Genomic DNA, 21,951 nt, shown 5'->3' with positions numbered 1-21,951 from the left:
ATTAACCAACAGTTGACGCGGAAAGCCGATTCTGGAGGCCTCGTTTTCCGGAGCGCCTTCCATGTCGCGCACGTCCGCCTGCATCGCAACCGCTGTCCTGCTCGCCCTCGCCTCTCCGGCGCTGGCGCAAACCGCGCGGTCGCAGCCCGCCGCTCCCGTCGCGGCGGCCCCCCGCACACCGGCCGACGCCCAGACGCGCGCCGCCTACGACCGCGCCGATCCGCTGGCCCGCTCGGTGTTCTGGAGCGACCAGGCCGAGATCAATCCCATGGATCCGATCGCCGGAGTAAAGGCCGCGCAAGCGCTTCGCGAGCTGGGCCGCAACGCCGAAGCGGCCGACATCGCCCAGCGGATCCTGCTGGTCCAGCCAAACAACTATGACGCCATGCTCGAGGTCGGTCGTGGTTATATTGCCCACGGACAGGCGTTCTACGGCATTGAGGCGCTTGAGCGGGCGCGGGATGCGCAGCCCGGCGACTGGCGGCCGTGGTCGCTGCTGGGCACAGCCTATGAGCAGGTCCGCCGCGCCGACGACGCGCAACAGGCGTGGGCGCAGGCGCTGGCCATCTCACCCGAGAACCCCGACGTGCTCGCCAATATGGCGGTCTCGGCGATGACGCAGGGCGACATGGCCGCCGCCGAGCCCCTGTTGCGCCGCGCCGCAGCCCAACCCACCGCCTCGCTGAAGGTGAAGCTGAACCTCGCCATGGCCGTTGGCCTGAACGGCAAGATGGGCGAGGCCGAACAGATGCTGCGCCGCGTCCTGCCTCCGGATCAGGCGGACCAGAATCTCGCCTGGCTGCGCGCGCGCGCCGAGGGCGGCCCCCGCGCGGTCGACAGCGCCAGAACGTGGAACTCGCTTCAGGGCGGGTGATCCCCTATCTTCACTGTCGATGATCGACGAGCTCTACAGCGCGCGCATTCTGAAGCTGGCGGCGAACCTGCCGCATAGCGGCCGGCTGCCCGCACCTGACGGCACTGCCGAGCGGGTCGCGAAGCTGTGCGGGTCCAAAGCCATCGTGGATGTGACGCTGGACGACACAGGCCGGATTGAGACCTTCGCGCAGGATGTGAAGGCCTGTGCGCTGGGTCAGGCTGCGGCCGGCGTGCTGGGCGAGAGCGTGATCGGCGCGACGGTCGAAGAGATCGAGACCGCGCGGGACGCCATGCTGGCCATGCTGAAGTCCGGCGGCGAGGGCCCTGAAGGCCGTTTCGAGGGACTGCGGGCGCTGAAACAGGTGGCCGACTATCCCGCGCGTCACGCCTCCACCATGGTGGCGATCGAGGCCACGCTGGACGCCGTGCGTCAGGCGCTGGGCCGCAAAACGCCGGACACCCGAACTCGCCTCGCCGGCTAGCCAGTTGCTCCAGCCCCTTTCGCAGGGGATAAGCGCGGCGACATGGCTTCCGGCGGAACTCTCTATGAACGCAGCGTCCGGCTGGCCCATCGCGGGTACAAGCTGACGCTGTCGCCCCTGATCGGGCAGCAGTGCCGGTTCGCGCCGACCTGCTCCGACTACGGGCGGGACGCGCTGATCCAGCATGGACCGCTGAAGGGGGGATGGCTCACGGTCAGACGCCTCTGTAAATGCCACCCATGGGGCGGATCGGGATACGATCCCGTGCCCCCGAAAAAGACAGTCTGATGATCGAACTCAAATTCCCCGACGGCGCCGTGCGCGAGTATCCGGCCGGATCCACCGGCCGCGACGTGGCCCAGTCCATCTCGCCGTCGCTGGCCAAGAAGGCCCTGCTGGCCGAACTCAATGGCGAGCAGCGCGACATGTCGCGCGTGCTGGAGACCGGCGGCGACTTCCGCCTGATCATGCGCGACGACCCTGAGGCGCTCTACACCATCCGCCACGACACCGCCCATGTGCTTGCGGAGGCGGTGCAGACGCTGTTCCCCGGTACGCAGGTCACCATCGGACCGGCGATCGACGACGGATTCTACTACGACTTCTTCCGCGACGAGCCCTTCTCGACCGACGACTTCGCGGCCATCGAGAAGCAGATGGCGAAGATCGTGGATCGCGACTCGAAGTTCGAGCGCGAGGTCTGGGACCGCGACGAAGCGATCCTGTTCTTCGAGGGCAAGGGCGAGAAGTTCAAGGCCGAGCTGATCCGCGACCTGCCCGCCGATCAGACGATCACCCTCTACAAGCAGGGCGACTGGGTCGATCTGTGCCGGGGTCCGCACTTCCCGTCGACGCGTCACGTCGGCAAGGCGTTCAAGCTGACCAAGCTGGCCGGCGCCTACTGGCGGGGCGACTCGAACCGCGAGCAGCTGCAGCGCATCTACGGCACGGCCTGGGCCTCGAAGGAGGATCTGGACGCCTATCTGCAGCGGCTCGAGGAAGCCGAGAAGCGCGACCATCGCAAGGTCGGCAAGGCGATGGAGCTCTTCCACATGCAGGAAGAGGGCCGGGGCATGGTCTTCTGGCATCCCAAGGGCTGGGTCCTGTGGCGCGTGCTGGAGGCCTATATGCGCCGCCGGCTGGACAAGGCTGGTTATGTCGAGGTGAAGACTCCGCAGGTGCTGGACCGCAAGTTCTGGGAACAGAGCGGCCACTGGGACAAATACCGGCCCAACATGTTCGTCTGCGAGACGGTCGAGGGCGAGGAGCTGTCCCTCAAGCCGATGAACTGCCCGGGCCACGTGCAGATCTTCGATCAGGGCCAGCGGTCGTACCGCGAGCTGCCGCTGCGCATGGCCGAGTTCGGTGCCTGTCACCGCTATGAGCCGTCCGGCTCGCTGCACGGCCTGATGCGCGTGCGCGGCTTCACCCAGGACGACGCCCACATCTTCTGCCGCGAGGACCAGATCGTCGAGGAGACGGCCGAGTTCATCAAGCTGGCCCGCAGCGTCCACGCCGATCTGGGCATGGAGACGGCCTACATCAGCCTGGGTACCCGCCCCGAAAACCGCGCCGGCACCGACGAGTTCTGGGACAAGGCCGAGGCCCTGATGGCCGAGGCCGCCCGCGCCGCCGGGACCGAACCGGTCGTGACCGAGGGCGACGGCGCCTTCTACGCGCCCAAGCTGGACTTCATCGTCAAGGACGCCATCGGCCGCGAATGGACCTGCGGCACGATCCAGCTGGACTACGTCCTGCCGGAAAGGCTCGATGCGACCTACATCGCCGAGGACGGGCAGAAGCATCGGCCCGTTATGCTGCACCGGGCGATCCTCGGATCGTTCGAGCGGTTCATCGGCATCATGATCGAGAACTACGCCGGGGCCTTCCCGCTGTGGCTGGCGCCGGTGCAGGCGGTGGTGGCGACGATCACCTCGGACGCCGACGCCTACGCCGAAGAGGTCACGGCGAAGTTCAGGGCGGCGGGCCTGCGGGTCGAGACCGATCTGCGCAACGAGAAGGTCGGCTACAAGGTGCGCGAGCACTCAGTCGGCAAGGTGCCGGTCATCGCCGTGGTCGGGCGTCAGGAAGCGGAAGAAGGCAAGGTCGCCATCCGCCGCTTGGGCTCGCAGGCGCAGACCGTGGTTTCCGTCGAGGAGGCCATCCGGATGCTGACCGAAGAAGCGACGCCGCCAGACCTCCGCACCGTCTGAGTCGGCTTTCAGACTTAGGAACATTACCGCCACGGATCGCTTGAGCGGGGGTGCGCAATCGCGCTCGCCCCCCATTCGGAGATTCCCCATGGCCGAGAAAACGCTCGAGACCCTGTTCCACGACACGCTCAAGGACATCTATTACGCCGAGCGCAAGATCCTGAAGTCCCTGCCCAAGATGAAACGCGCGGCCCAGTCGGCCGAGCTGAAGGCGGCGTTCGACAAGCATATCGGCCAGACCGAAGGCCAGATCGAACGCCTGCAGCAGGTGTTCGAAATCATCGGCAAGCCAGCCCGCGGCAAGACCTGCGACGCCATCGAGGGCATTCTCGCCGAGGGCGACGAGATCGCCGAGGAGTACAAGGACACGGCGGCGCTGGACGCAGGCCTGCTGGCCGCCGCACAGGCCGTCGAGCACTATGAGATCACGCGCTACGGCACGCTGAAGCGGTGGGCGCTGGTGCTGGGTCTGAACGACGCCGCCAAACTGCTGGACGAAACCCTGCAGGAAGAGTCGCAGACGGACGAAGACCTGACGGCGATCGCCGATGCGGCGGTCAACGCCGAGGCGATGCGTCCCGCGGCGTAACGGAAGAGGTCGCGGCCGCTTTGGCGGCCGCGACGCCCGTCGTCAGAGCAGACGCTTGCGCATGGCCTGCGACAGCATGTCGATCAGGGTCACCGCCACGACGATGATGATCGCGATGGTCGAGACCGTCCGGTACTCGAACGCCTGCAGGCTTTCGAACAGCGCCTGCCCAATGCCGCCGGCGCCGATCAGACCCAGCACGGTGGCCGCGCGGCTGTTCGACTCAAACCGGTACAGGGCGAAGCTGGTCCAGAGAGGCGCGACCTGCGGGATGACACCCCAGGCGATCTCGTGCAGGCGTCCGCCGCCGGTCGCCTTGACGCCCTCGATGGGCCCCTGGTCGATCGACTCGACGGCTTCCGAGAATAGCTTGGCCAGCACGCCCGCGGTGTTGAGCGCGATGGCGAGCACGCCGGCCAGCGGGCCGAGGCCCACGGCGACGATCACTTCGGACGCCGACGGCTGCGCCGAGGAGGTTACGGCGAAGCTCCGAGCGGCGGGGCTGCGGGTCGAGACCGATCTGCGCAAGGAGAATGTCGGCTACAAGGTGCGCGAGCACTCGGTCGGCAAGGTTCCGGTCATCGCTGTCGTCGGGCGTCAGGAAGCAGAAGACGGTAAGGTCGCCATCCATCGTCTGGGCCCGCAGGCGCAGACCGGAGTATCTGTCGAGGAAGCCATCCGGATGCTGACCGAAGAGGCGACGCCGCCGGGTTTGAAGCGGGGCTATGCCCCCCCGCTGGACGTCGGAAACGAAATAGCCCACCCCACGAAAGCGAGGCGGGCGTTTTTATTTCGGCCCAAGATGACATTGGTTCGAAAGAGAAAATTTCGTCGCTAAACGGCACAAAACCTAAAACTCGTCGTCGTTCCTGCCCCCGCCATGCCTATTCACGCAACTGTAGAACTCATCCCTAATGACGCCCATACATTGATTAAACAGGCCGGGATTAGGAGGAATGTTAGATCCATGATCGCCGTCGAAATGGTACTCGCAGAATGAGACACCAATCTCAGCGTTTCTATAGCAAACCTGCATACCAGGACTTTGTTGCGCACCGGTGCTGGTCGGAAGAGCGATCCCGACGACCAGAGCAACTAGCAATAACCGCATATGACAACCTCCCGCTTCATAAAATACCATCAATACACGAAAAGATTGCGTCGTCAATTACAAGAAACTTGCGCCGCCCTCAGGTCTATCCGAACGGCACCCACGTTGAGTGGTGACCAGACGTCAGCATGCCTGACGCGAGCCTAGAATGTTGGGCGAGACCCCAAACATTTCAACCACTACGAGCCGCGCTAAACTGGCTCCGAAAGCCTCGGGGTGACGAAATCTCTTTGTCTGGCGATCGGCTACAATGCTCTACCTACAGCAGCCGCTTGCGCATCGCTTGAGACAACATGTCGATCAGAGTCACTGCCACGACGATGATGATCGCGATGGTCGAGACCTTGGCGTAGTCGAAGGCTTGAAGGCTTTCAAAAAGGGTCTGGCCGATGCCGCCGGCACCGATCAGGCCCAGCACGGTAGCGGCGCGGCTGTTGGACTCGAAGCGATAGAGGGCGAAGGAGGTCCACAGCGGGGCCACCTGCGGGATGACGCCCCAAGAAATTTCGTGCAGGCCGCCGGCACCGGTCGCTTTGACGCCCTCGATCGGACCCTTGTCGATCGACTCAACGGCTTCCGAGAATAGTTTAGCCAGTACTCCAGCGGTGTTGAAGGCGATGGCGAGGACGCCCGCCAACGGCCCAAGACCGACCGCAACGATGAACAACGTAGCGACAACCAGATCCGGAACGGAGCGCAACAGATCCATGATCCGGCGCACTGGCCAAACAAGCCAGTTCGGCGACAGGTTACGCGAAGCCATCAGGCTGAGCGGCACAGCCAGGAACACAGCTAGGAATGTGCCCCACAAAGCAATCTGCACTGTCAACCACATCTGGCCAACCAACAGCCTCCACTCGCTCAGGTCTGGGTTCAGAAACTCGCGACCATATCGCTGCATCTTCTCTGGACTGGCGAAAAGGTTGCCGACATTTGGCAGGTCGACGCGATTGAAGGCGGCCAGCAGGATGATGGCGAAACCGCCCCACAGCAGGACATCCAGCGACCAGGCGGCCAGCGACTTCTTCGGCGGGGCCGGGATCTGGTCCACAGGCACCGTGGGGGCGGCCCGCTTGGGCAGCAGGTTCAGGCCGATTGCTACGAGCGCCAGCAGGCCGATGAGAATGAAGGGGGACCAGTGGGCGACGACGTCGGCCTTCGCCGGCGGCGCGACTTCCGGCGGACGGCCCTCGCGCCTAGCCTGATCGGCCTTCATCTCGCGGATGGGGTCCAGATAGCTGTTATCGGCGGCGCGGAACTGGGAATAGTTCAGCGTGGTCATCACCTGACGCTGACGCTCGGCGTCGGGCCCGTAGCCCTGGCCGTAGGTGGTGAAGAAGTGACGGATCTTCGCCTTGATGTCGGCCGGCAGGTCGCCGCGGATCAGGATGCCGGACTCCGGGATGGGCGGTGATTCCCAGATCACCTCGATCTGATCAGCAATCTCAGGGTTTTCGCGACGCAAAAAGACGGTGTTGACCGAGTTGGAGGTCGCGATATCGACTTGGTCATTGGCGATCGAGAACGAGTTCGCCTGATGGCTGGCGGAACGAACGGTCGAGAAGCAGGTGCGCGGGTCGATGTTCCGAGGGCCGAAGAAATAGGTCATCGGGGCGAGCGTGCCCGAGGTCGACTGTGCGTCGCCGATGCCGAAGCTGTAGCGCTTACCGCAGCGCTCTACGTCGGCTAGAGTGATGCCCGAGCCCTTCTTCACGATCAGGGACGAAACGTACGAATCCTTGCCCTCGACATCGACGGTGCGGGCGACGACTTCGGCGCCCGCACGGTCGATGGCCTGAACCGCCGGCAGCGCCGAGAACCAGCCGATCTGGGCCTGATCGGCGCTCATGGCCTCGACCAGAACGCTGTAGTTCGACCCGAAGATGGGCTCGACCGGAATGCCGACCTCGCGCTGCAGATCGTTCAGCAACGGCTGCCACATCGGGCCGGACGAGGCCTGTCCTTCGGCCGACAGGATGGTGAAGACCAGCTTGGTCGGGCGGTCCTGGGCGGACGCGGTCGAGGTCAATCCGGACAGGACGACGAACAGCGACAGGACGCCGGCGATGAAGGTGTTAAGGCGGCTCATGCCGTGGTTTCCCGGATCGCGCCCTGACGGGCGGGGAGGTCTCTGAAAATCGGGGACGCGACGGTCACGGCTGGACCTCGCGTTTCGCCCGAAGGCGTTGCAGTTCGCGCTCGGCCGCGGTCACGGCGGCGCGGTCGCCGCTGGCGCGGGCGGCGGTCAGGGCCTGATCGGCGATCATCTCGCGGACCGGGTCCAGATAGTCGTCGTCGGCGGCGCTGAACCGCGAATAGCGCAGGGTGGCCAGCACCTGACGCTGGCGCTCGGCCTCAACGCCCGAGCCCTGTCCGTAGGTCAGGAAGAAGCTCCGGACTTTTTCCTTCAGCGCGGGATCGAGATCGTCGCGGATCAGGATGCCGCTCTCGGGGATGGGCGGCGACTGCCAGATGGTCTCCAGCTGCTCGGCGATGGCCGGGCTCTGCACGCGCAGGGCGGCGGCGCTGACGCTGTTCGAAGTGGCGACATCCAGCGTGCCGGCGGCGACGGCGAAGGCGTTGGTCTCGTGATTGGCGGGGCGGACGCTGGCGAAGCACTGGTCCGGCTGGATGCGGCGCGGATTGAACAGGAAGGTCATGGGCGCCAGCGTGCCGGAGGTCGACTGCGCGTCGCCGATGCCGAAGTTCAGGCGGCCGCCGCACTCCAGAACCGAGGACAGGGTCAGTCCCGAGCCGCGCTTGACGATCAGGGTGGAGCGATAGCTGTCGGCGCCGTCGCGATCGACGGTGCGGGCGATGACCTCGGCGTCGGCGCGGTCGATGGCTTCGATGGCGGGCTGGGCCGAAAACCAGCCGACCTGGGTGCGCCCGGCCTCCATGTCCGCGACCAGACCGGCGTAGCTCTCGCCAAAATGGGGCTTAACCGGCACGCCCACGGCGCGGCTCATGTCGTCCAGCAGCGGCTGCCACAGGGGACCGGCCGAGGCCTGCCCCTGCGCCGAGAGAATGGAGAATTGGATCTCCTTCAGCGAACCCGCGGCAGGCGTGCTTTCACGCTGGCCGCAGGCGGCCAGACCCAGAACGGCGGCGATCAGGATTCCGGCGCCGAAAAGTCGTTGTGAGCCCCAAGGGCTCATGCCTTGGTTTCCCAGAAGGCGTCCTCGAACTCGGGTCCGTAGATTTCGACCAGACGCTTGGTGTCCAGACCGGTCGACGGTCCGTCGTAGACGATCTTGCCCTTCTGCAGGGCGATCACGCGCTCGCAGTAACGGATGGCGTAGTCGACCTGGTGCAGGGTGACGATCACACCCATGCCGTCGCGCTTGTTCAGCTCGACCAGCAGCTCCATCACCTTGCGGGCGGAAACGGGGTCCAGCGAGGCGACGGGCTCGTCGGCGAGGATGGCCTGGGCGCCCTGAACGATGGCGCGGGCGATGGCGCCGCGCTGCTGCTGGCCGCCCGACAGGGTGTTGGCGCGCTGGGCGGCGTAGTCGCTGACGCCGACGCGATGCAGGGCCGCCATGGCCTTGTCCTTGTCAGCCTTGGGCCAGACGCCGAACAGGCCCTGCCAGCCGGGGATGCGGCCCAGCGCGCCCAGCATGACGTTGGAGAACAGCGACAGCCGGCCGACCAGATTGAACTGCTGGAAGATCATGCCCAGCTTCTGGCGCGCGGTGCGGACGTGGCCGGTGATGCGGCCGTTCTTCTGCACCGTCTCGCCGAAGACGGCGATCGTGCCCGAACCCGGGTCGATGGTCTGCAGGCCGGTGATCGACCGCAGCAGCGTCGACTTGCCGGACCCGGACGGACCGATCAGGGCGACCATCTCGCCGGCTCCGACCTCGACGGACACGCCGTCGAGCGCCTTTCGGGCGCCGAAAGTCTTGGACACGTCACGGACGGACGCGACGGCTGCGGCGGCTGAGGTCATGGTCACGCTGGAAGCGATTGCAGGGGCGCGCCGCATGGCCCGATCGGGCCCGCGAGGCAAGTCTTAATGGCACGTCGGGCCGCTTTGCGTCCAGCGCGGCGACGGGCCGTGGCCCGCCCGCCTCACTGCGCCGCGCGCACCTCCACCGGCAGGCCCAGGCTTTCCAGTTGCGGACGCACGGTCGCCGCGTCGCCCACCACGACCCAGACGAACTTCGACCCGTCCAGAACCTGCCGCGCGGCCGCGTCCATCTGTCCCGGCGTCAGCGCCTCGTAGCGGGGCGCCAGCGTCTCCCAATAGTTGTCGGGCCGGCCGTACAGGGCGTTGGTGCGCAGCGCGTTCAACACCGCGCCGGAGGTTTCGAAGCTGCCCGGCAGCTGGCGGACGTTGCCGTTGACGATGCGCTCGCGCTCCGCCGGGCTGACGCCGCGGTCCGACAGGAAGGCGCGGTACTGGTCCATCAGGGCCGAGATGGACTCGCCCGTGCGGTTCGCCTGCACCGGGGCGTTGATCAGATAGGCCGACGGCCCGGCCAGCAGGTTCACCCGGCCGCTGAGGCCGTAGGACCAGCCGCGGGTCTCGCGGATGTCCTGATTGATGCGCGACAGGAAGCCGTTGCCGATCGCCTCGTTGGCGGCGTTCAGGGTCACGACATCGTCCTGGCCCGTCACCGGCAGGACGAAGCCGCCGAGGATCAGCGACTGAGGCGACTGTGGCCGGTCGATCAGGACGATGCGCGGCTGGCCGGACGCAGGAGCGGCGCTGATCGCCTTCGTCCCCTTCGCCGTCGACGGCGCGGCCCAGGCGCCCAGACGGGCCTCGAACAGCGGGGTCAGCTCGGACAGGGGCTTGTCGGAGACCACGAAGATGCGGGCGTTGTCGGGGCGGATCCAGCGCTGGTGGAAGGCGACCAGATCGTCCCGCGTCAGGGCCTGCACCGCGACGGTGTCGCCAAGCCCCGAGGCGGCGCGGCCATAGGGGTGCTCGGGGCCATAGAAGATCGCCGGCCAGGCGCGGGCGCCCATGCCGTTCGGCGAGCTTTGTTCCTGCGCGATAGACGCCAGTTGCTGCGCGCGATTGCGCTCGATGTCGGCGGGGTTGAAGGCCGGGTTGCGGATGACGTCGGCCAGCAGGTCCAGACCGGGCGCGAGATTGGGCGAGACAATGCCCAGCATCACCTGCGTCCGGTCCATTGTGGCGCTGGCGTTCAGGCTGGCGCCGAGGCGCTCGGTCTGTTCGGCGATCTGGACCACGTTGAGATGGGTCGTGCCCTCGGTCAGCAGATCCAGCATCAGCCGCTGGGTGCCCAGTGCGTTCGCGGGATCGGCGGCGACGCCGGCGTCGAACTCGACCATCACGGTCGTGACCGGAGCGGCCGTGGAGCGGGCGTAGACGATCTCCATCCCGTTCGACAGCGAGGCCCGCTCCACATCGGGGAAGTCGAGCGGCTTCATGGTCCCAACGGCGGGCATGGGCTCGCGCGGCGTGACGGCGAGAGGCTCGGCGGCGGCGGGAGCCGGCCGCGTGTCGGCGGCCTCCACATAGGCCTCGCGTTCGCCCGGATCGACCCGGATCGCCAGCACCGGCCGGGTCAGCCAGCGCTGCATCACCGCCTTGACCGAGGCCGGGGTCACCGCGCCGTAGGCGGCCAGCTGGCGACGATAGAAGCCGGGATCGTCGGCGTAGAGCTCGCCCTCGGCCAGCACGACGGCCTTGCCGCCGAACCCGCCGGTCGGCTCGAGCGCCTGCACGGTGCCGGCGATGCGGCGGGTGACGGCGCGCGCGACCTCGTCCTCGGTCGGGCCATTGGCGATATAGTCGGCCAGCAGCTGGTCCAGCTTGTCGGAGACCGCCTGCGCGTCGCCACCCGGCTTCACGTTCACATCAAGGTCGAACATGCCGAGCCGGTGGAAGGGCTGGTAGGAGGCGCTGACCCCGGTCGCCGTTTCGTCGCCGCGCACCAGAATATTGTCGAGCCGCGAGCTGGCCAGTCCGCCGAAGACGCTGGCCGCGACATCCAGCGCCGCCGCCTCTTCCGACAGCAGGCCGGGGACGATCCACGTGCGCGACAGCTGGGTGTTGGGCACGCGGTCGTGCATCAGCTTGTCGACCCGTGCCGGCAGGGTCGGGATGGCCGCCTCGGCCGGCGTATGCTGGGCGCCGCGCGGGATGTGGCCGAAATATTTCTCGACCAGCGGACGCGCCGTGGCCGTGTCGATGTCGCCGGCCAGAACCAGCACGGCGTTGTTGGGGCCGTAGTTGTCGCGGTGCCACTGCCGCAGGTCTTCCAGACTGGCCGCGTCCAGATCGGCCATCGAGCCGATGGTGGAGTGGCGATAGGGATGGCCCTCGGGGAACAGGGCCTCCAGCGCGGTGTAGTAGACGAGGCCGTAGGGCTGGTTATCGCCCTGTCGCTTCTCGTTCTGGACAACGCCCCGCTGGTTATCGAGCCGCTCCTGGTTAAGGGCGCCCAGCAGGTGCCCCATCCGGTCGCTCTCCATGTACATGGCCTGTTCGAGCGCGGAGGTCGGGACGGTCTGGAAGAAGTTGGTTCGGTCGAACCATGTCGTGCCGTTCCAGTCTGTGGCGCCCATGGCCCGCAGGGGCTCCATCAGGCCGCCGGGGACGTTCTCGGTCGGATTGAACAGGCCGATGTGTTCGAACAGGTGGGCGTAGCCGGTCTTGCCCGCCGGCTCGTCCTTCGAACCGACGTTGTACCAGGCGTGCAGGGCCACGACCGGCGCCTTGCGGTCGGTGTGGACCACCACCCGCAGACCGTTGTCGAGGGTGAACTCCTCGAAGGGAATCTCGACGCTGCGCGCCAGTTCGGAGGCGGGAACCTGGGCCAGAACCGGCGCAGCCCCCGCGGCGAGGGCAAGTGCGAGGACGGCGGTCAAGGTGGTGCGGCGCATGATGGTCTCCCCCCGATAATGCGAGGTCGAAACCGTATCAGCGGTCGGTCAGGCGACAAGTTACGGCTGAGTCATGAAACCGCGCCGGCCACTTGTTCCGGAACCGGACAATTTCCCTTGGGACTCAAGGCCTGCCTAGAAAAAACCGCTTTACATGACAGGCCCGTGACTGCATATCGCGCCTTCCGGCGGACCCCGTAGGTCTAACGTTGCGCTGCTAACGCCGGTCTGGGTTTAACAATTACAGGGGTTTACGTGAATTGCGCACGTATCCATTTCCCCTGGACCTGGTCCGCGAGCGGTCCCCTGAACGTCCCGTCGCCCTCGTGCGACCGCGTTCGGTTTCCGTAGCGGCGCGCTGGTTCCAGGACAATCTAAAGGCTGACGTCTTCTATGCGGTGAAGGCGAATCCCTCGCGTTGGGTCATCGAGACCCTGGTCGAGGCCGGCGTGAATGCGTTCGACGTGGCTTCGGTCGCGGAGATCGAGCTGGTGCGCTCGGTGAGCGCCGAGGCGCGTCTGGCCTTCATGCATCCGGTCAAGAGCCGGGGCGCGATCACCAGGGCCTATTTCGAGCACAACGTCCGCACCTTCTCGCTGGACAGCCATGACGAGCTGGAAAAGATCCTCGACGCCACCGGCGGCGCCTCGGACCTGAACCTGATCGTCCGCATGGCGGTCTCGGCCGACGGCGCCCAGTACACCCTGTCGGGCAAGTTCGGCGTCACCGCCGATCAGGCCCCCGCCCTGCTGCTGGCCACGCGTCAGGCGGTGAAGGACGGGCTGATGGGCGTGTCGTTCCACGTCGGTTCGCAGTGCATGCGCCCGTCGGCCTATGAGGCCGCCATGGCCCAGGTCGGTCGCGCCATCAGCCGCGCCGGCGTGTTCGTGGACATCGTCGATGTCGGCGGCGGCTTCCCCTCGGTCTATCCGGGCATGGTCCCGCCGGACATGAGCGAATACGCCGACGCCATCCATCGCGGCTTCAACGAGATGCCGGTGTCGGAAACGACCGAGCTTTGGTGCGAGCCCGGCCGGGCGCTGGTCGCCGAGTCGTCCTCGGTGCTGTGCCGCGTGGACCTGCGCAAGGGCGACGCCCTGTATCTGAACGACGGGTCGTACGGCTCGCTGTTCGACGCCACCCACTCGCGCTGGCCCTTCCCGACCAAGCTGGTCCGGGATGCGGACGCCTCGAACGAACTGAAGCCGTTCCGCTTCTATGGCCCGACCTGCGACAGCATCGACCATATGCCCGGCCCGTTCTGGCTGCCGGCCGATGTGCAGGAGGGCGACTTCATCGAGATCGGCATGCTCGGCGCCTACGGTGTTGCGATGTCGACCGGCTTCAACGGCTATGGCGAGCATGACATCGCCGTGGTCGAGGACGCCCCGATGGCCTCGCTCTACGGCCTGGCGCCCCGCTCCATCCCGACCGTGCGCACGACGGCGGAAGAGCAGGCCCGCAAGGTCGTGCGGTTGTCGCGTCCGAAGGGCAAGGCCGGTCAACGGCGCAAGCAGCGGCGCTAAACCGTCGCTTTCGCGTTCTATACAACAGCGGCCCGTCGCTCCGTCCGGGCCGCTGTTCTCTTTTGACGACGGGCGCTCAAATCAAAGGGAAACCCTTGCAATGAACGCTCCTGTTCAATCGAACCAGAAAGCCCAGCTGCTCCAGAACACGGTCGAGCACGTGGACATCACGTCCTTCGACGCCCGTCCGATCATCGACAGCATGCGCAAGATGTCGTTCTCGAGCCGCGACACCGCCCGCGCCGCCGACATCTTCAACATGGCCATCGAGGACAAGGACTGCTCGCCATGGCTGATCCTGGCCGGTTCGACCTCGGCCGGCGGCTGCATGCACGTGTACCGCGACATGGTGAAGTTCGGCATGATCGACGCCGTCGTCGCCACCGGCGCCTCGATCGTCGACATGGATTTCTTCGAGGCCCTCGGCTTCAAACACTATCAGGCCGCCGGCGAGGTGGACGACAACGTCCTGCGCGACAACTACATCGACCGGATCTACGACACCTATATCGACGAGGAAGAGCTTCAGGCTTGTGACCACACCATTCTGGAGATCTGCAACCGTCTGGAGCCGCGCGGCTATTCCTCGCGCGAGTTCATCTGGGAAATGGGCAAGTGGCTTTCGGAAGGCAACGCGAAGAAGCCCGGCTCGCTGATCCAGACCGCCTATGAAGAAGGCGTGCCGATCTTCTGTCCGGCCTTCGTCGACAGCTCGGCCGGCTTCGGTCTGGTCAAGCACCAGAAGGAGCGGATAGCCGATGGCAAACCCTATCTGATGATCGACGCGGTCGCTGATTTCCGCGAACTGACCGACATCAAGATCGCCGCCGGCGTCACCGGCCTGTTCATGGTCGGCGGCGGCGTGCCCAAGAACTTCGCCCAGGACACGGTCGTCTGCGCCGAGATCCTCGGCATCGAGGCCGAGATGCACCGCTATGCAGTCCAGATCACGGTCGCCGACGTTCGCGACGGCGCCTGCTCGTCCTCAACACTCAAGGAAGCCGCATCGTGGGGCAAGGTGCAGACCACGCATGAGCAGATGGTCTTCGCCGAGGCCACCACGGTCGTGCCGCTGATCGGCTCGGACGCCTATCATCGCGGGACGTGGAAGAACCGCGACAAACGCCGCTGGAACAAGCTGTTCGGCAAATAGGCCGCGTCGGGTCCGGATATCCCGAAGGGTCGACGACCGACCAAAGGAAATGAGAAGGCCGGGAGAGATCCCGGCCTTTTCCATATCCGGCTACTGGAAGTCTGCCCGTCGCCGGGACTCGGCTTCCCGCCGCCGCTCGGCCGAAGCGGCTTCACTGCGGTCCATCTGCTGCTCCATCGCCGTCTCCGCCGCTTTTTCAGACGGGCTGGACTCGGGCCTGAACACGTAGACCGCCAGCAGCACCACAACGGCGGCGACGAGACCGCCAAGGACGATCAGCCCGATTTTCGAATAGTCGCGGCGAGGTTGGTAGGGATTGCGCATGAACGGCCTTCGGCGAACATCATGCCCCCTTGCGCCCCCGTAGCATGCCGATGTCTTTCAAAGGAACCCGGATACGTCATCGCCGCTTCTGTTCCTGAAGGAGCTTCGCCATGACCCAGCAGCAGCAACCGCAGCAGACCGAAGACGCCCGTGAAGCCGATAACATGGGCGAGAAGCCCGATCTGGGTCGTACGCCGGACGCCCTGACGGACGCCCTCTCGGGTAGCGACATGGGCTCCGACACGCGCGCCGGCTCGCTGCAGGGCGGCGCCGCCAGCGGCTCGGACGACGATCCGGATCAGGACATGATCAACGAAAGTCTCGCCACCGAAGGCATGGCTTCCGCCGATCCACAGTCGCCCTCGGACGTCGAGCCCAACCCCGTGAACAATACGGGCAAGGACCGCGACGGCCCCGCCGCCGACCCCGCCGAAGGCAAGCGTGGCGAGGCCGACCCCGCGACCGGCTGAGCCTTTCATTTTCCGCCTCGCCTGTGGCGCGAACGCGCCTTGTCGCCGCCTCGTCGTTGCTCCACGGTGGCGCTAACCAACACGGTCTCTTTCAAGGACGGACACGGGATGAAGCGCGGATCCGCCGCCGCCCTGCTTGCGGCGTTGACTACCACGGGACTGCTCGCCGGCTGCGGCGACCGTGAAGAGACGAAGGCCGCTGCGCCGACTGCCGAGGTCGTTGCTCCGGCGACGACGCCTGCGCCTGCCACCCCGGCGACAGCCGTCGGCCCTGCCGCGCCGGCTGCCCCGGGCGCTCCTGCATTTGCTGTCATCTACCCCGGCGGCGCCGCGGACGGCGCTCCGGTTCTGGCCCAAAGCCCGTCGGGCCCCGGCGGCATGCTGACGTTCACGACCGACGCCGATCCGGAAGCCGTGGTCGCCTTCTACAAGGACCGGGCGGAAGCGTCGGGTCTGAAGTCGATCACCGCCATGAACCAGGGCGAAGCACGCGGCTATTCCGCCGGCGACGGCGCCGACGGACGCGGCCAGTTGCTCAGCGTCGTGGCCAACCCGGTCGAAGGCGGGCCGACCAGCGTGCAACTGAGCTGGAGCGCCGGCCGGTGAGACGGCTGGGCGCGCTCGCCGCGGGCGCGCTTCTGGCCTCCTGCGCCACACCGGGCGGTCCGACCGTGACGCCGATCACCGAAGGCTACCTCGCCGAAAGCCGGATTGACGCGCTGGCCGACACCCTGTCGCCGCCGGGCGACGCCGGATGGGCGGCCGAGGCGGCGGCGCTGGCGGGCGCGCCCGCGACGCCATACAACTACGACCGCTGGCAGCTGGCCATCGTTCACGCCGAGCTGCGCCCGCCCGAGGCCGCCCAGCATTTCGACTGCGTGCTTGGCGCGCGCTTCATGTCCGAACCGCGCCCTGCCCTGACGCGGCTGCTGGCGAGACTGTCCGTCGATGCGCAGAAGGTCAGTCTGAAGCTCGGCCAGAGAACGCCGCGTGACCGGCCCGGCGTTGCCGAGCCCGGACTGAAGCCCTGCCAGCGAACCAGCGACGAGATGCGCCGCAGCCCCTCATGGCCCGCGAGCGGCGCGGTCGTCGGAACGGCCTATGGCGAGGCTTTCGCCGCGCTCGCTCCTGACGCCGCCGACGGCGCCCGACGCACGGGCAGGGCTATCGGGGAAAGCCGGGTCGTCTGTCGCATGAACTGGCCCTCGGACGTCGAGGCTGGCGAGCGGCTGGGTGAGGCTCTCTATGCCGAGGCGGCCGTTACCCGAGAGTTCGCCGCCGATCTGGCCGAAGCCGGGCGCGAGGTGTCAGAGGCGCGCGCGGAGGGCCTCACCAACCCCGCCTGCGCCTTCGAACGCCGCGCCCTCAGGCCGGACGCGGGTTGACCAGCGAGCCGTAGAGGTCTGTCCGCCGGTCGCGGAAGAAGCCCCAGGCGGCGCGGTGACGGTCGACGTAGTCCAGATCGAATTCGTGGACCAGCACCCCCTCCTCGTCGCGGCCCAGGCTCTCGACCAGATCCCCTCGGTGATCGGCGATGAAGGACGAGCCGTAGAAGACCTGCCCCTGCGCCGTCACCTGCTCATGGCCGATGCGGTTGGCGCCGACGACCGGCACGACATTGGACACGGCATGTCCCTGCATGGCGCGACGCCACGGCTCGGCGGTGTCCAGTTCCTTGTCGTGCGGTTCTGACCCGATGGCGGTCGGGTAGAACAGCACCTCGGCGCCCTGCAGCATCATAGCCCGGGCGGTTTCCGGATACCACTGGTCCCAGCAGATGCCGATGCCGATGCGGCCATGCCGCGTGTCCCAGACCTTGAAGCCCGTGTCGCCGGGCCGGAAATAGTATTTCTCCTGATAGCCCGGGCCGTCGGGGATGTGGCTCTTGCGATAGACGCCCAGCGCCGAGCCGTCGGCGTCCAGCATGACCATGGAGTTGAAATAGTGCGGCCCCTCGCGCTCGAAGATCGAGACGGGGATGGCGACGCCCAATTCGGCCGCGACGGGCTGGAGTGCGGTCACGCAGGGATGCTCGCGCCACGGATACGCGGTGCCGAACCACTTCTCCTCCTGCGAGACGCAGAAGTACGGTCCCTGAAACAGCTCCGACGGCAGGATCACCTGGGCACCCTTGCCCGCGGCCTCGCGGATCAGTTCGATGGTCTTGCTGATGTTCGCCTGAATGTCCTCGGACCCGTAGGCGGTCTGCAGGGCGGCGACGGAGATCGTGCGGGCCATCAGGCGGGCTCCTGCTGGGAGATGCAGTGGAAAGAACCGCCGCCCGACAGGATGGCGTTCGACGACAGCGGAATGATCTCGCGATCCGGATAGACGATCGCCAGAGCCTCGCAGGCCAGACGGGCGGCCTCCTCGTTTCCGTAGGTCGGGACGACGACGGCGCCGTTGGCGATCAGGAAGTTCATGTGGCTGGCCGGGATGGGTTCCCCGTCCTCGTCTTCCAGCAACCCGGGCGACGGAATGCGCACCACCCTGAACCCGGCCTCAGCCAGATCGCGGGCGCAGGCGTCATAGACTGCTGCGTTCGGATCGTCGGTTCCGAAGGCGATCGGACAGGCGACCAGCGCCGGCCCGACGAAGCGGGCGAGATTGTCGACATGGCCGTCAGTGTGATCGTTCAGAAGGCCGTCGCCCAGCCATACGACCCGTTTTGCGCCCAGCGACTGCGCCAGCGCGGCCTCGGCCTTCGCCTCGGTCCAGTCGGCGTTGCGGTTGGGGTTCAGCAGGCACTGGCGCGTGGTGAGGATCACGCCCTCCCCGTCATGGTCCAACGCCCCGCCCTCGAGGATGAAGTCATTGCGGGTCAGCGGCACGACCGACGCCGCGCTGATCTGGGTCGCGACCGTGTCGTCATGCTCGAGCTCATACTTGCCGCCCCAGCCGTTGAAGCGGAAAGCGGCCGCGGACCGGGATCCCGAGCCGAAGATCGGCCCGGTGTCGCGCAGCCAGATATCGCCGAACCGGCCGTCGACGACCTCCACGCCGTCCACATCGGCGAAGCGCGCCCGCGCCTCCGCCAGAGCGTCGTTCTTGCCGACCAGCAGTTTCACCGTCTCCCGGCCCGGTCCGGCCAGAGCGCGCACCAGGGCCTCAACCTCGGCCTGGGCCGGTTCGAGGTTCTCCTCCCACAGCTCGGCATGGCTGGGCCAGCCGACCCACATGGCGCGGTGGGATGCCCATTCAGCGGGGATAGCGGTCGTCGTCATGTCGAGTGTCCTACTCGGGCGGGCGCGGGTGCGCCATATGGGCGTCGCCGACGGCCGATCAAGGCGCAACGAAAAAGGGCGGCCCTTTCGGGCCGCCCTTCGTTCGTCTCAGGTTCGGTTGAACCTTTAGAACTTCACGCCGAGCGAGATTTGCGCGGTGCGCGGCGAGCCGAGCGAGTAGGTGCGGAAGTTGCCGGTCCACAGCGGCACGGCCGGGTTCGGGTTCACCACGGTCGGCAGCGCGTTGTTGCCGGTCGAGATGTTGCCCAGATACTGCTCGTCGAACAGGTTGTTGACGTTCAGCTGGATGTAGGCGTCGCGGATGACAACGTTCGGCAGGGTGTAACGCAGGCTCATGTCCGTGACGATGTAGCTCGGGGCGACTTCGTCGTTCACATCCGTGGCGAAACGATCACCCGTGTACTTGGCCTGCAGGCCCAGCGACAGGTCCTGGGTGATGTCCCAGTCGATGCGGCCGCCGAAGGTCCAGTCCGGGGTCTCGACGATCGTCTTGCCCTTGGTCGGCAGGTTGCGGGCGTAGACCACGCCGCCGATGGTGGTGTTGTTCAGGAACAGGTCTTCCTGCAGTTCGCTCTCGTTATACGAGGCGGAGAGGTTCACCACGAAGGCGTCCGAGAAGGCGTAACCGACCTGGGCGTCGACACCCTGCTGCTTCACCGAGCCGACGTTGCGGTCGACGCTGAAGCCGAAGGTCGGCGAGTTGATGTCGTTGTCCGTCGACTGAACGATGCGGTTCTCAAAGTCCACGTGCCAGATGGCGACCTGGGCGATCGCTGCGCCCGAACGGAAGCGATAGCCGAGGTCATAGGCCTTGGTGCGTTCCGGCTGGACGGTCGAGAAGTCGATTTCGGTCGAACCGGTGTTGCGGACCGGCTGGTACAGGTTGTCCGTACGCGGAACCGACAGGCCTTCGGCGTAGCTCAGGTAGAAGCTGTGGCCGCCGTCCAGACGGTAGGTGATGCCGGCGTTCGGCAGCACGTCGTCGTAGGACAGGTTCGCCGAGTAAGGCGGGATATAGACGGTGGTGCCGGTCGAGGCGAACTGCACGTTGCCGTTGGCCAGCGTGGCCGACGGGGTTTCGGTGGTGCAGCGGACGGTCGACGAACCGTTCTGCGAGTAGCAGAACTGGTTCAGTTCGCGCTCGAACTTCGGCGCGCGGGCGCCGAGGTTGATGGTCAGCGCGTTGTCGAAGAAGTCGCCGATGTACTCGACGGCGAACTGGTTCAGTTCGGCGATCGAGGCGCGGTCGCGGAAGCGGTAAACCGAACCGTCGCGGCCCAGAACCGGTTGCGCGTCGCCGCTGCCCTTGGTGCTGAACACGTCGACCGGACGGGCGTCGCGGGTCATGAAGCTGCCTTCACCCGTCTGACGGTGACGGCCGTAGTCCAGCGAGTAGGCGACGCGAACGCGGTGATCTTCGTTGATGTCCCAGATCAGCGAGGAGCTGATGCCGTAGCGGTTGGTGTTGGTCACCGACGGCGCATAGACGTGAACGTTGTCGCAGGTGTCGCCGTCGCCGTTCAGGTCGACGCCCGTGGTGTTGAACGCAGCGGTCGCGCACTGGGCGTTGGTGATCGCGCTCAGGCCGGTGGCGCTGTTGTTGTTGGCGCGATTCTGGTCGAGACGGTCGTCACGCTCGTTCAGCAGGCTGAAGGTCGTGCCGCCGGTGGCCAGGGTGTACTGGTACGACGGGTCGAAGGTGAAGCGCAGGCTCGGGGTCAGGGCGTAGCTGAACTGACCGCGCAGGTTGCCCGTGTCCGACGGGTTGATACGCAGCGTCTGCGAGTTGGTGCAGCTGCCGAGGCCGGTCGTGCCGTCAAAACGCAGTTGTTGCGACGAGGTGTTTTCGTCCTGGACCGTGCCGCCCACGCCGACCGGGCGGATACAGCCGATGTCCTGCTCGGGGTAGATGCCGGCGTCGAACTGGGCGCGCGTCATCAGGTTGTTGTACGAGTCGTTGCGGTTGCGGTTGAAGTGACCCGCGAGGCTCACGAAGTTCCCGTCACCGCCGAGATCCTGATAGATCTTGCCGTTGATCTGACGCTTGTTCAGCGAGCCCGGGCCCTTGAACTTGTCGTAGTCCGTGACCGAGGCGGCGATCCAGGCGGTGGTGCCCCAAGGGCCGAACGCGCCGGTGTCGAAGCGGGCGAACGCGCGCTTGAAGTTGAACTCGCCGAGCGAGCCGACGAACTGGGCGCCCATCTCTTCCAGCGGGCGGACAGACAGGTAGTTGATGGTGCCGCCGGTGGCCGAAGCGGTCGGGCTGTCGACGTCGGTCGTGCCCTGGTTGACCGAGGCGCGCTGGATCAGTTCTGAGTCCAGCTGCTGGTTGGTGTAGGCGGCGTAGTTGCCGGTGTCGTTCGTGGGCATGCCGTCGAAGGTGATCGACACGCGGTTGCCGTCGAAGCCGCGGAGGCGGATGTTGCCGCCCGAGTTGCCGTAGGGGTCCGAGTTCACGAAGTTCAGGCCCGGAACCAGGTTCAGGGTCTGCATGATGGTCTGACCGGGGGTCTGGGTCTCGATGTACTCCTGACCGATGCTCGAACGGGTCTTGCCGACCGTCTCGGCGACGATCACACCCTCGAGGTTCGCCGGGGCGCGCGAGCCCGTGACGATAACAGTCTCGAGTTCGGTCGCACCTTCAGTGGCGACGGTGCCCGACGATTGCGCCGAGGCGGCGCCGGCGGCCAGGAAGCCGGTGAAGAGGGCGGTGGTCGCCCAGAACACGCGTTTGCGGTTCATCATTGTCATCTTGTCCCCGATGAGATGGGCGTGAGCGCCCGCACCGGCCCGATGGAGGCCGATCGAAATCACGGCCCGTTTAGGCCCGGGGTCGGAAGCTCAGGCGACACTAATATGACAGTGATATGACGACGCCCAAGGGTGGCGCGAACGCCACACCCCTGTGGACAGGCGGGCATCTCTTTCTTCGCGCAAAGCAAAACCGCCGGCCCCTCTCGGGACCGGCGGCTCTGTACTCGATACTGTCGGCTCCGACTTCTGCTTAGAAGTTGATGCCGATGGTGGCGCGACGGTTCAGAGGCTCGCGAACGCCGTCGGCGGTCGGGCGGGCCAGGGCGGTTTCACCCTTGCCGTCC

The 21,951-nt window shown here is 66.5% G+C and carries 20 protein-coding genes and 2 pseudogenes; 11 read left to right on the top strand and 11 right to left on the bottom strand.

Annotated elements, in window-relative coordinates:
• The first annotated feature begins 61 nt into the window (after positions 1 to 61).
• The 5 genes from ACIQC9_RS00110 (at position 62) to ACIQC9_RS00090 (ending at position 4,160) form a co-directional block, all read left to right on the top strand.
• A complete protein-coding gene (locus ACIQC9_RS00110; RefSeq protein ID WP_400611437.1) occupies positions 62 to 874 on the top strand; it encodes a tetratricopeptide repeat protein in 813 nt (270 codons plus the stop codon).
• 19 nt (positions 875 to 893) lie between these two features.
• Positions 894 to 1,358, top strand: a complete 465-nt coding sequence (locus ACIQC9_RS00105; protein ID WP_400611435.1) for an iron-sulfur cluster assembly scaffold protein — start codon at positions 894 to 896, stop codon at positions 1,356 to 1,358.
• 42 nt (positions 1,359 to 1,400) lie between these two features.
• The gene (gene yidD, locus ACIQC9_RS00100) at positions 1,401 to 1,646 is read left to right on the top strand and encodes a membrane protein insertion efficiency factor YidD (protein WP_400611433.1); all 246 of its coding nucleotides are present in this window, start codon (positions 1,401 to 1,403) and stop codon (positions 1,644 to 1,646) included.
• Complete coding sequence (gene thrS / locus ACIQC9_RS00095) at positions 1,646 to 3,571, top strand: threonine--tRNA ligase (RefSeq protein ID WP_400611431.1); 1,926 nt, start codon at positions 1,646 to 1,648, stop codon at positions 3,569 to 3,571. The genes yidD and thrS overlap by 1 nt, the downstream gene beginning before the upstream one ends.
• 88 nt (positions 3,572 to 3,659) lie before the next feature.
• Entirely contained in the window at positions 3,660 to 4,160 is a 501-nt protein-coding gene (locus tag ACIQC9_RS00090) for a ferritin-like domain-containing protein (protein ID WP_400611429.1), read from the top strand.
• Between the two features lie 42 nt (positions 4,161 to 4,202).
• Here the strand turns inward: ACIQC9_RS00090 and ACIQC9_RS00085 are convergent.
• A pseudogene (locus ACIQC9_RS00085) lies at positions 4,203 to 4,604 on the bottom strand (PhnE/PtxC family ABC transporter permease); the annotation flags it as partial.
• Here ACIQC9_RS00085 and ACIQC9_RS00080 point away from each other — a divergent pair.
• Positions 4,489 to 4,998 carry a His/Gly/Thr/Pro-type tRNA ligase C-terminal domain-containing protein gene (locus ACIQC9_RS00080; protein WP_400611427.1) on the top strand — a complete coding sequence of 170 codons (510 nt, stop codon included), beginning with the start codon at positions 4,489 to 4,491 and terminating at the stop codon, positions 4,996 to 4,998. The pseudogene ACIQC9_RS00085 and the gene ACIQC9_RS00080 overlap by 116 nt on opposite strands.
• Before the next feature lie 532 nt (positions 4,999 to 5,530).
• Here ACIQC9_RS00080 and phnE read toward each other — a convergent pair.
• The 5 genes and pseudogenes from phnE to ACIQC9_RS00055 form a co-directional block, all read right to left on the bottom strand.
• Positions 5,531 to 6,328 carry a phosphonate ABC transporter, permease protein PhnE gene (phnE, locus tag ACIQC9_RS00075; protein WP_400615303.1) on the bottom strand — a complete coding sequence of 266 codons (798 nt, stop codon included), beginning with the start codon at positions 6,326 to 6,328 and terminating at the stop codon, positions 5,531 to 5,533.
• Between the two features lie 192 nt (positions 6,329 to 6,520).
• Positions 6,521 to 7,360, bottom strand: a pseudogene (gene phnD, locus ACIQC9_RS00070) (phosphate/phosphite/phosphonate ABC transporter substrate-binding protein); the annotation flags it as partial.
• Positions 7,361 to 7,424: 64 nt separating this feature from the next.
• Positions 7,425 to 8,429: a phosphate/phosphite/phosphonate ABC transporter substrate-binding protein gene (phnD, locus tag ACIQC9_RS00065; protein ID WP_400611425.1), complete on the bottom strand. Its 1,005-nt coding sequence runs from the start codon at positions 8,427 to 8,429 to the stop codon at positions 7,425 to 7,427.
• Entirely contained in the window at positions 8,426 to 9,223 is a 798-nt protein-coding gene (phnC, locus tag ACIQC9_RS00060; protein ID WP_400615301.1) for a phosphonate ABC transporter ATP-binding protein, read from the bottom strand. The genes phnD (ACIQC9_RS00065) and phnC overlap by 4 nt, the downstream gene beginning before the upstream one ends.
• 122 nt (positions 9,224 to 9,345) lie before the next feature.
• A complete protein-coding gene (locus ACIQC9_RS00055) occupies positions 9,346 to 12,135 on the bottom strand; it encodes a M16 family metallopeptidase (protein ID WP_400611423.1) in 2,790 nt (929 codons plus the stop codon).
• A gap of 260 nt (positions 12,136 to 12,395) precedes the next feature.
• Between ACIQC9_RS00055 and ACIQC9_RS00050 the strand changes: the two genes are divergently transcribed.
• A complete protein-coding gene (locus ACIQC9_RS00050; protein ID WP_400611421.1) occupies positions 12,396 to 13,661 on the top strand; it encodes a type III PLP-dependent enzyme in 1,266 nt (421 codons plus the stop codon).
• Between the two features lie 100 nt (positions 13,662 to 13,761).
• Positions 13,762 to 14,814: a deoxyhypusine synthase gene (locus ACIQC9_RS00045; protein WP_400611419.1), complete on the top strand. Its 1,053-nt coding sequence runs from the start codon at positions 13,762 to 13,764 to the stop codon at positions 14,812 to 14,814.
• Between the two features lie 90 nt (positions 14,815 to 14,904).
• On the opposite strand, the gene ACIQC9_RS00040 is transcribed toward ACIQC9_RS00045, so the two are convergent.
• Positions 14,905 to 15,138, bottom strand: coding sequence for a hypothetical protein (locus tag ACIQC9_RS00040; RefSeq protein ID WP_400611417.1), 234 nt, complete (start codon positions 15,136 to 15,138; stop codon positions 14,905 to 14,907).
• Between the two features lie 110 nt (positions 15,139 to 15,248).
• Here ACIQC9_RS00040 and ACIQC9_RS00035 point away from each other — a divergent pair, with 110 nt between their 5' ends.
• From ACIQC9_RS00035 to ACIQC9_RS00025, 3 genes are all read left to right on the top strand, one after another.
• Entirely contained in the window at positions 15,249 to 15,608 is a 360-nt protein-coding gene (locus ACIQC9_RS00035; RefSeq protein ID WP_400611415.1) for a ribonuclease, read from the top strand.
• 108 nt (positions 15,609 to 15,716) lie between these two features.
• Positions 15,717 to 16,214 (top strand): hypothetical protein, encoded by a 498-nt coding sequence (locus tag ACIQC9_RS00030; protein ID WP_400611413.1) that lies wholly within the window; start codon positions 15,717 to 15,719, stop codon positions 16,212 to 16,214.
• Positions 16,211 to 16,993: a PA-phosphatase gene (locus tag ACIQC9_RS00025; protein ID WP_400611411.1), complete on the top strand. Its 783-nt coding sequence runs from the start codon at positions 16,211 to 16,213 to the stop codon at positions 16,991 to 16,993. The genes ACIQC9_RS00030 and ACIQC9_RS00025 overlap by 4 nt, the downstream gene beginning before the upstream one ends.
• Here the strand turns inward: ACIQC9_RS00025 and aguB are convergent.
• The 4 genes from aguB to ACIQC9_RS00005 all read right to left on the bottom strand — a co-directional run.
• A complete protein-coding gene (aguB, locus tag ACIQC9_RS00020) occupies positions 16,974 to 17,846 on the bottom strand; it encodes an N-carbamoylputrescine amidase (RefSeq protein ID WP_400611409.1) in 873 nt (290 codons plus the stop codon). The two genes, ACIQC9_RS00025 and aguB, sit on opposite strands and share 20 nt — an antisense overlap.
• Positions 17,846 to 18,832 (bottom strand): agmatine deiminase family protein, encoded by a 987-nt coding sequence (locus tag ACIQC9_RS00015; RefSeq protein WP_400611407.1) that lies wholly within the window; start codon positions 18,830 to 18,832, stop codon positions 17,846 to 17,848. Before ACIQC9_RS00015 ends, aguB begins: the two co-directional genes overlap by 1 nt.
• 126 nt (positions 18,833 to 18,958) lie before the next feature.
• Positions 18,959 to 21,595: a TonB-dependent receptor gene (locus ACIQC9_RS00010; protein ID WP_400611405.1), complete on the bottom strand. Its 2,637-nt coding sequence runs from the start codon at positions 21,593 to 21,595 to the stop codon at positions 18,959 to 18,961.
• A gap of 262 nt (positions 21,596 to 21,857) precedes the next feature.
• Positions 21,858 to 21,951, bottom strand: a 94-nt coding sequence (locus ACIQC9_RS00005) for a hypothetical protein (protein ID WP_400615299.1), incomplete at its 5' end; no start/stop codon positions are given.

Origin of the sequence: Brevundimonas sp. NPDC092305, from assembly GCF_044755415.1 — a bacterium.
Classification (GTDB): Bacteria; Pseudomonadota; Alphaproteobacteria; order Caulobacterales; family Caulobacteraceae; genus Brevundimonas.
This window is presented reverse-complemented; position numbering and strand designations above follow the sequence as displayed.

Bases quoted from the DNA above. Each gene is read 5' to 3' on its own strand.
- ACIQC9_RS00110 (WP_400611437.1), top strand. From the start codon at position 62: ATGTCGCGCACGTCCGCCTGCATCGCAACCGCTGTCCTGCTCGCCCTC.
- ACIQC9_RS00105 (WP_400611435.1), top strand. From the start codon at position 894: ATGATCGACGAGCTCTACAGCGCGCGCATTCTGAAGCTGGCGGCGAAC.
- yidD (WP_400611433.1), top strand. From the start codon at position 1,401: ATGGCTTCCGGCGGAACTCTCTATGAACGCAGCGTCCGGCTGGCCCAT.
- thrS (WP_400611431.1), top strand. From the start codon at position 1,646: ATGATCGAACTCAAATTCCCCGACGGCGCCGTGCGCGAGTATCCGGCC.
- ACIQC9_RS00090 (WP_400611429.1), top strand. From the start codon at position 3,660: ATGGCCGAGAAAACGCTCGAGACCCTGTTCCACGACACGCTCAAGGAC.
- ACIQC9_RS00080 (WP_400611427.1), top strand. From the start codon at position 4,489: ATGGGCCCCTGGTCGATCGACTCGACGGCTTCCGAGAATAGCTTGGCC.
- phnD (WP_400611425.1), bottom strand. From the start codon at position 8,429: ATGAGCCCTTGGGGCTCACAACGACTTTTCGGCGCCGGAATCCTGATC.
- phnC (WP_400615301.1), bottom strand. From the start codon at position 9,223: ATGACCTCAGCCGCCGCAGCCGTCGCGTCCGTCCGTGACGTGTCCAAG.
- ACIQC9_RS00055 (WP_400611423.1), bottom strand. From the start codon at position 12,135: ATGCGCCGCACCACCTTGACCGCCGTCCTCGCACTTGCCCTCGCCGCG.
- ACIQC9_RS00045 (WP_400611419.1), top strand. From the start codon at position 13,762: ATGAACGCTCCTGTTCAATCGAACCAGAAAGCCCAGCTGCTCCAGAAC.
- ACIQC9_RS00040 (WP_400611417.1), bottom strand. From the start codon at position 15,138: ATGCGCAATCCCTACCAACCTCGCCGCGACTATTCGAAAATCGGGCTG.
- ACIQC9_RS00035 (WP_400611415.1), top strand. From the start codon at position 15,249: ATGACCCAGCAGCAGCAACCGCAGCAGACCGAAGACGCCCGTGAAGCC.
- ACIQC9_RS00030 (WP_400611413.1), top strand. From the start codon at position 15,717: ATGAAGCGCGGATCCGCCGCCGCCCTGCTTGCGGCGTTGACTACCACG.
- aguB (WP_400611409.1), bottom strand. From the start codon at position 17,846: ATGGCCCGCACGATCTCCGTCGCCGCCCTGCAGACCGCCTACGGGTCC.
- ACIQC9_RS00015 (WP_400611407.1), bottom strand. From the start codon at position 18,832: ATGACGACGACCGCTATCCCCGCTGAATGGGCATCCCACCGCGCCATG.
- ACIQC9_RS00010 (WP_400611405.1), bottom strand. From the start codon at position 21,595: ATGAACCGCAAACGCGTGTTCTGGGCGACCACCGCCCTCTTCACCGGC.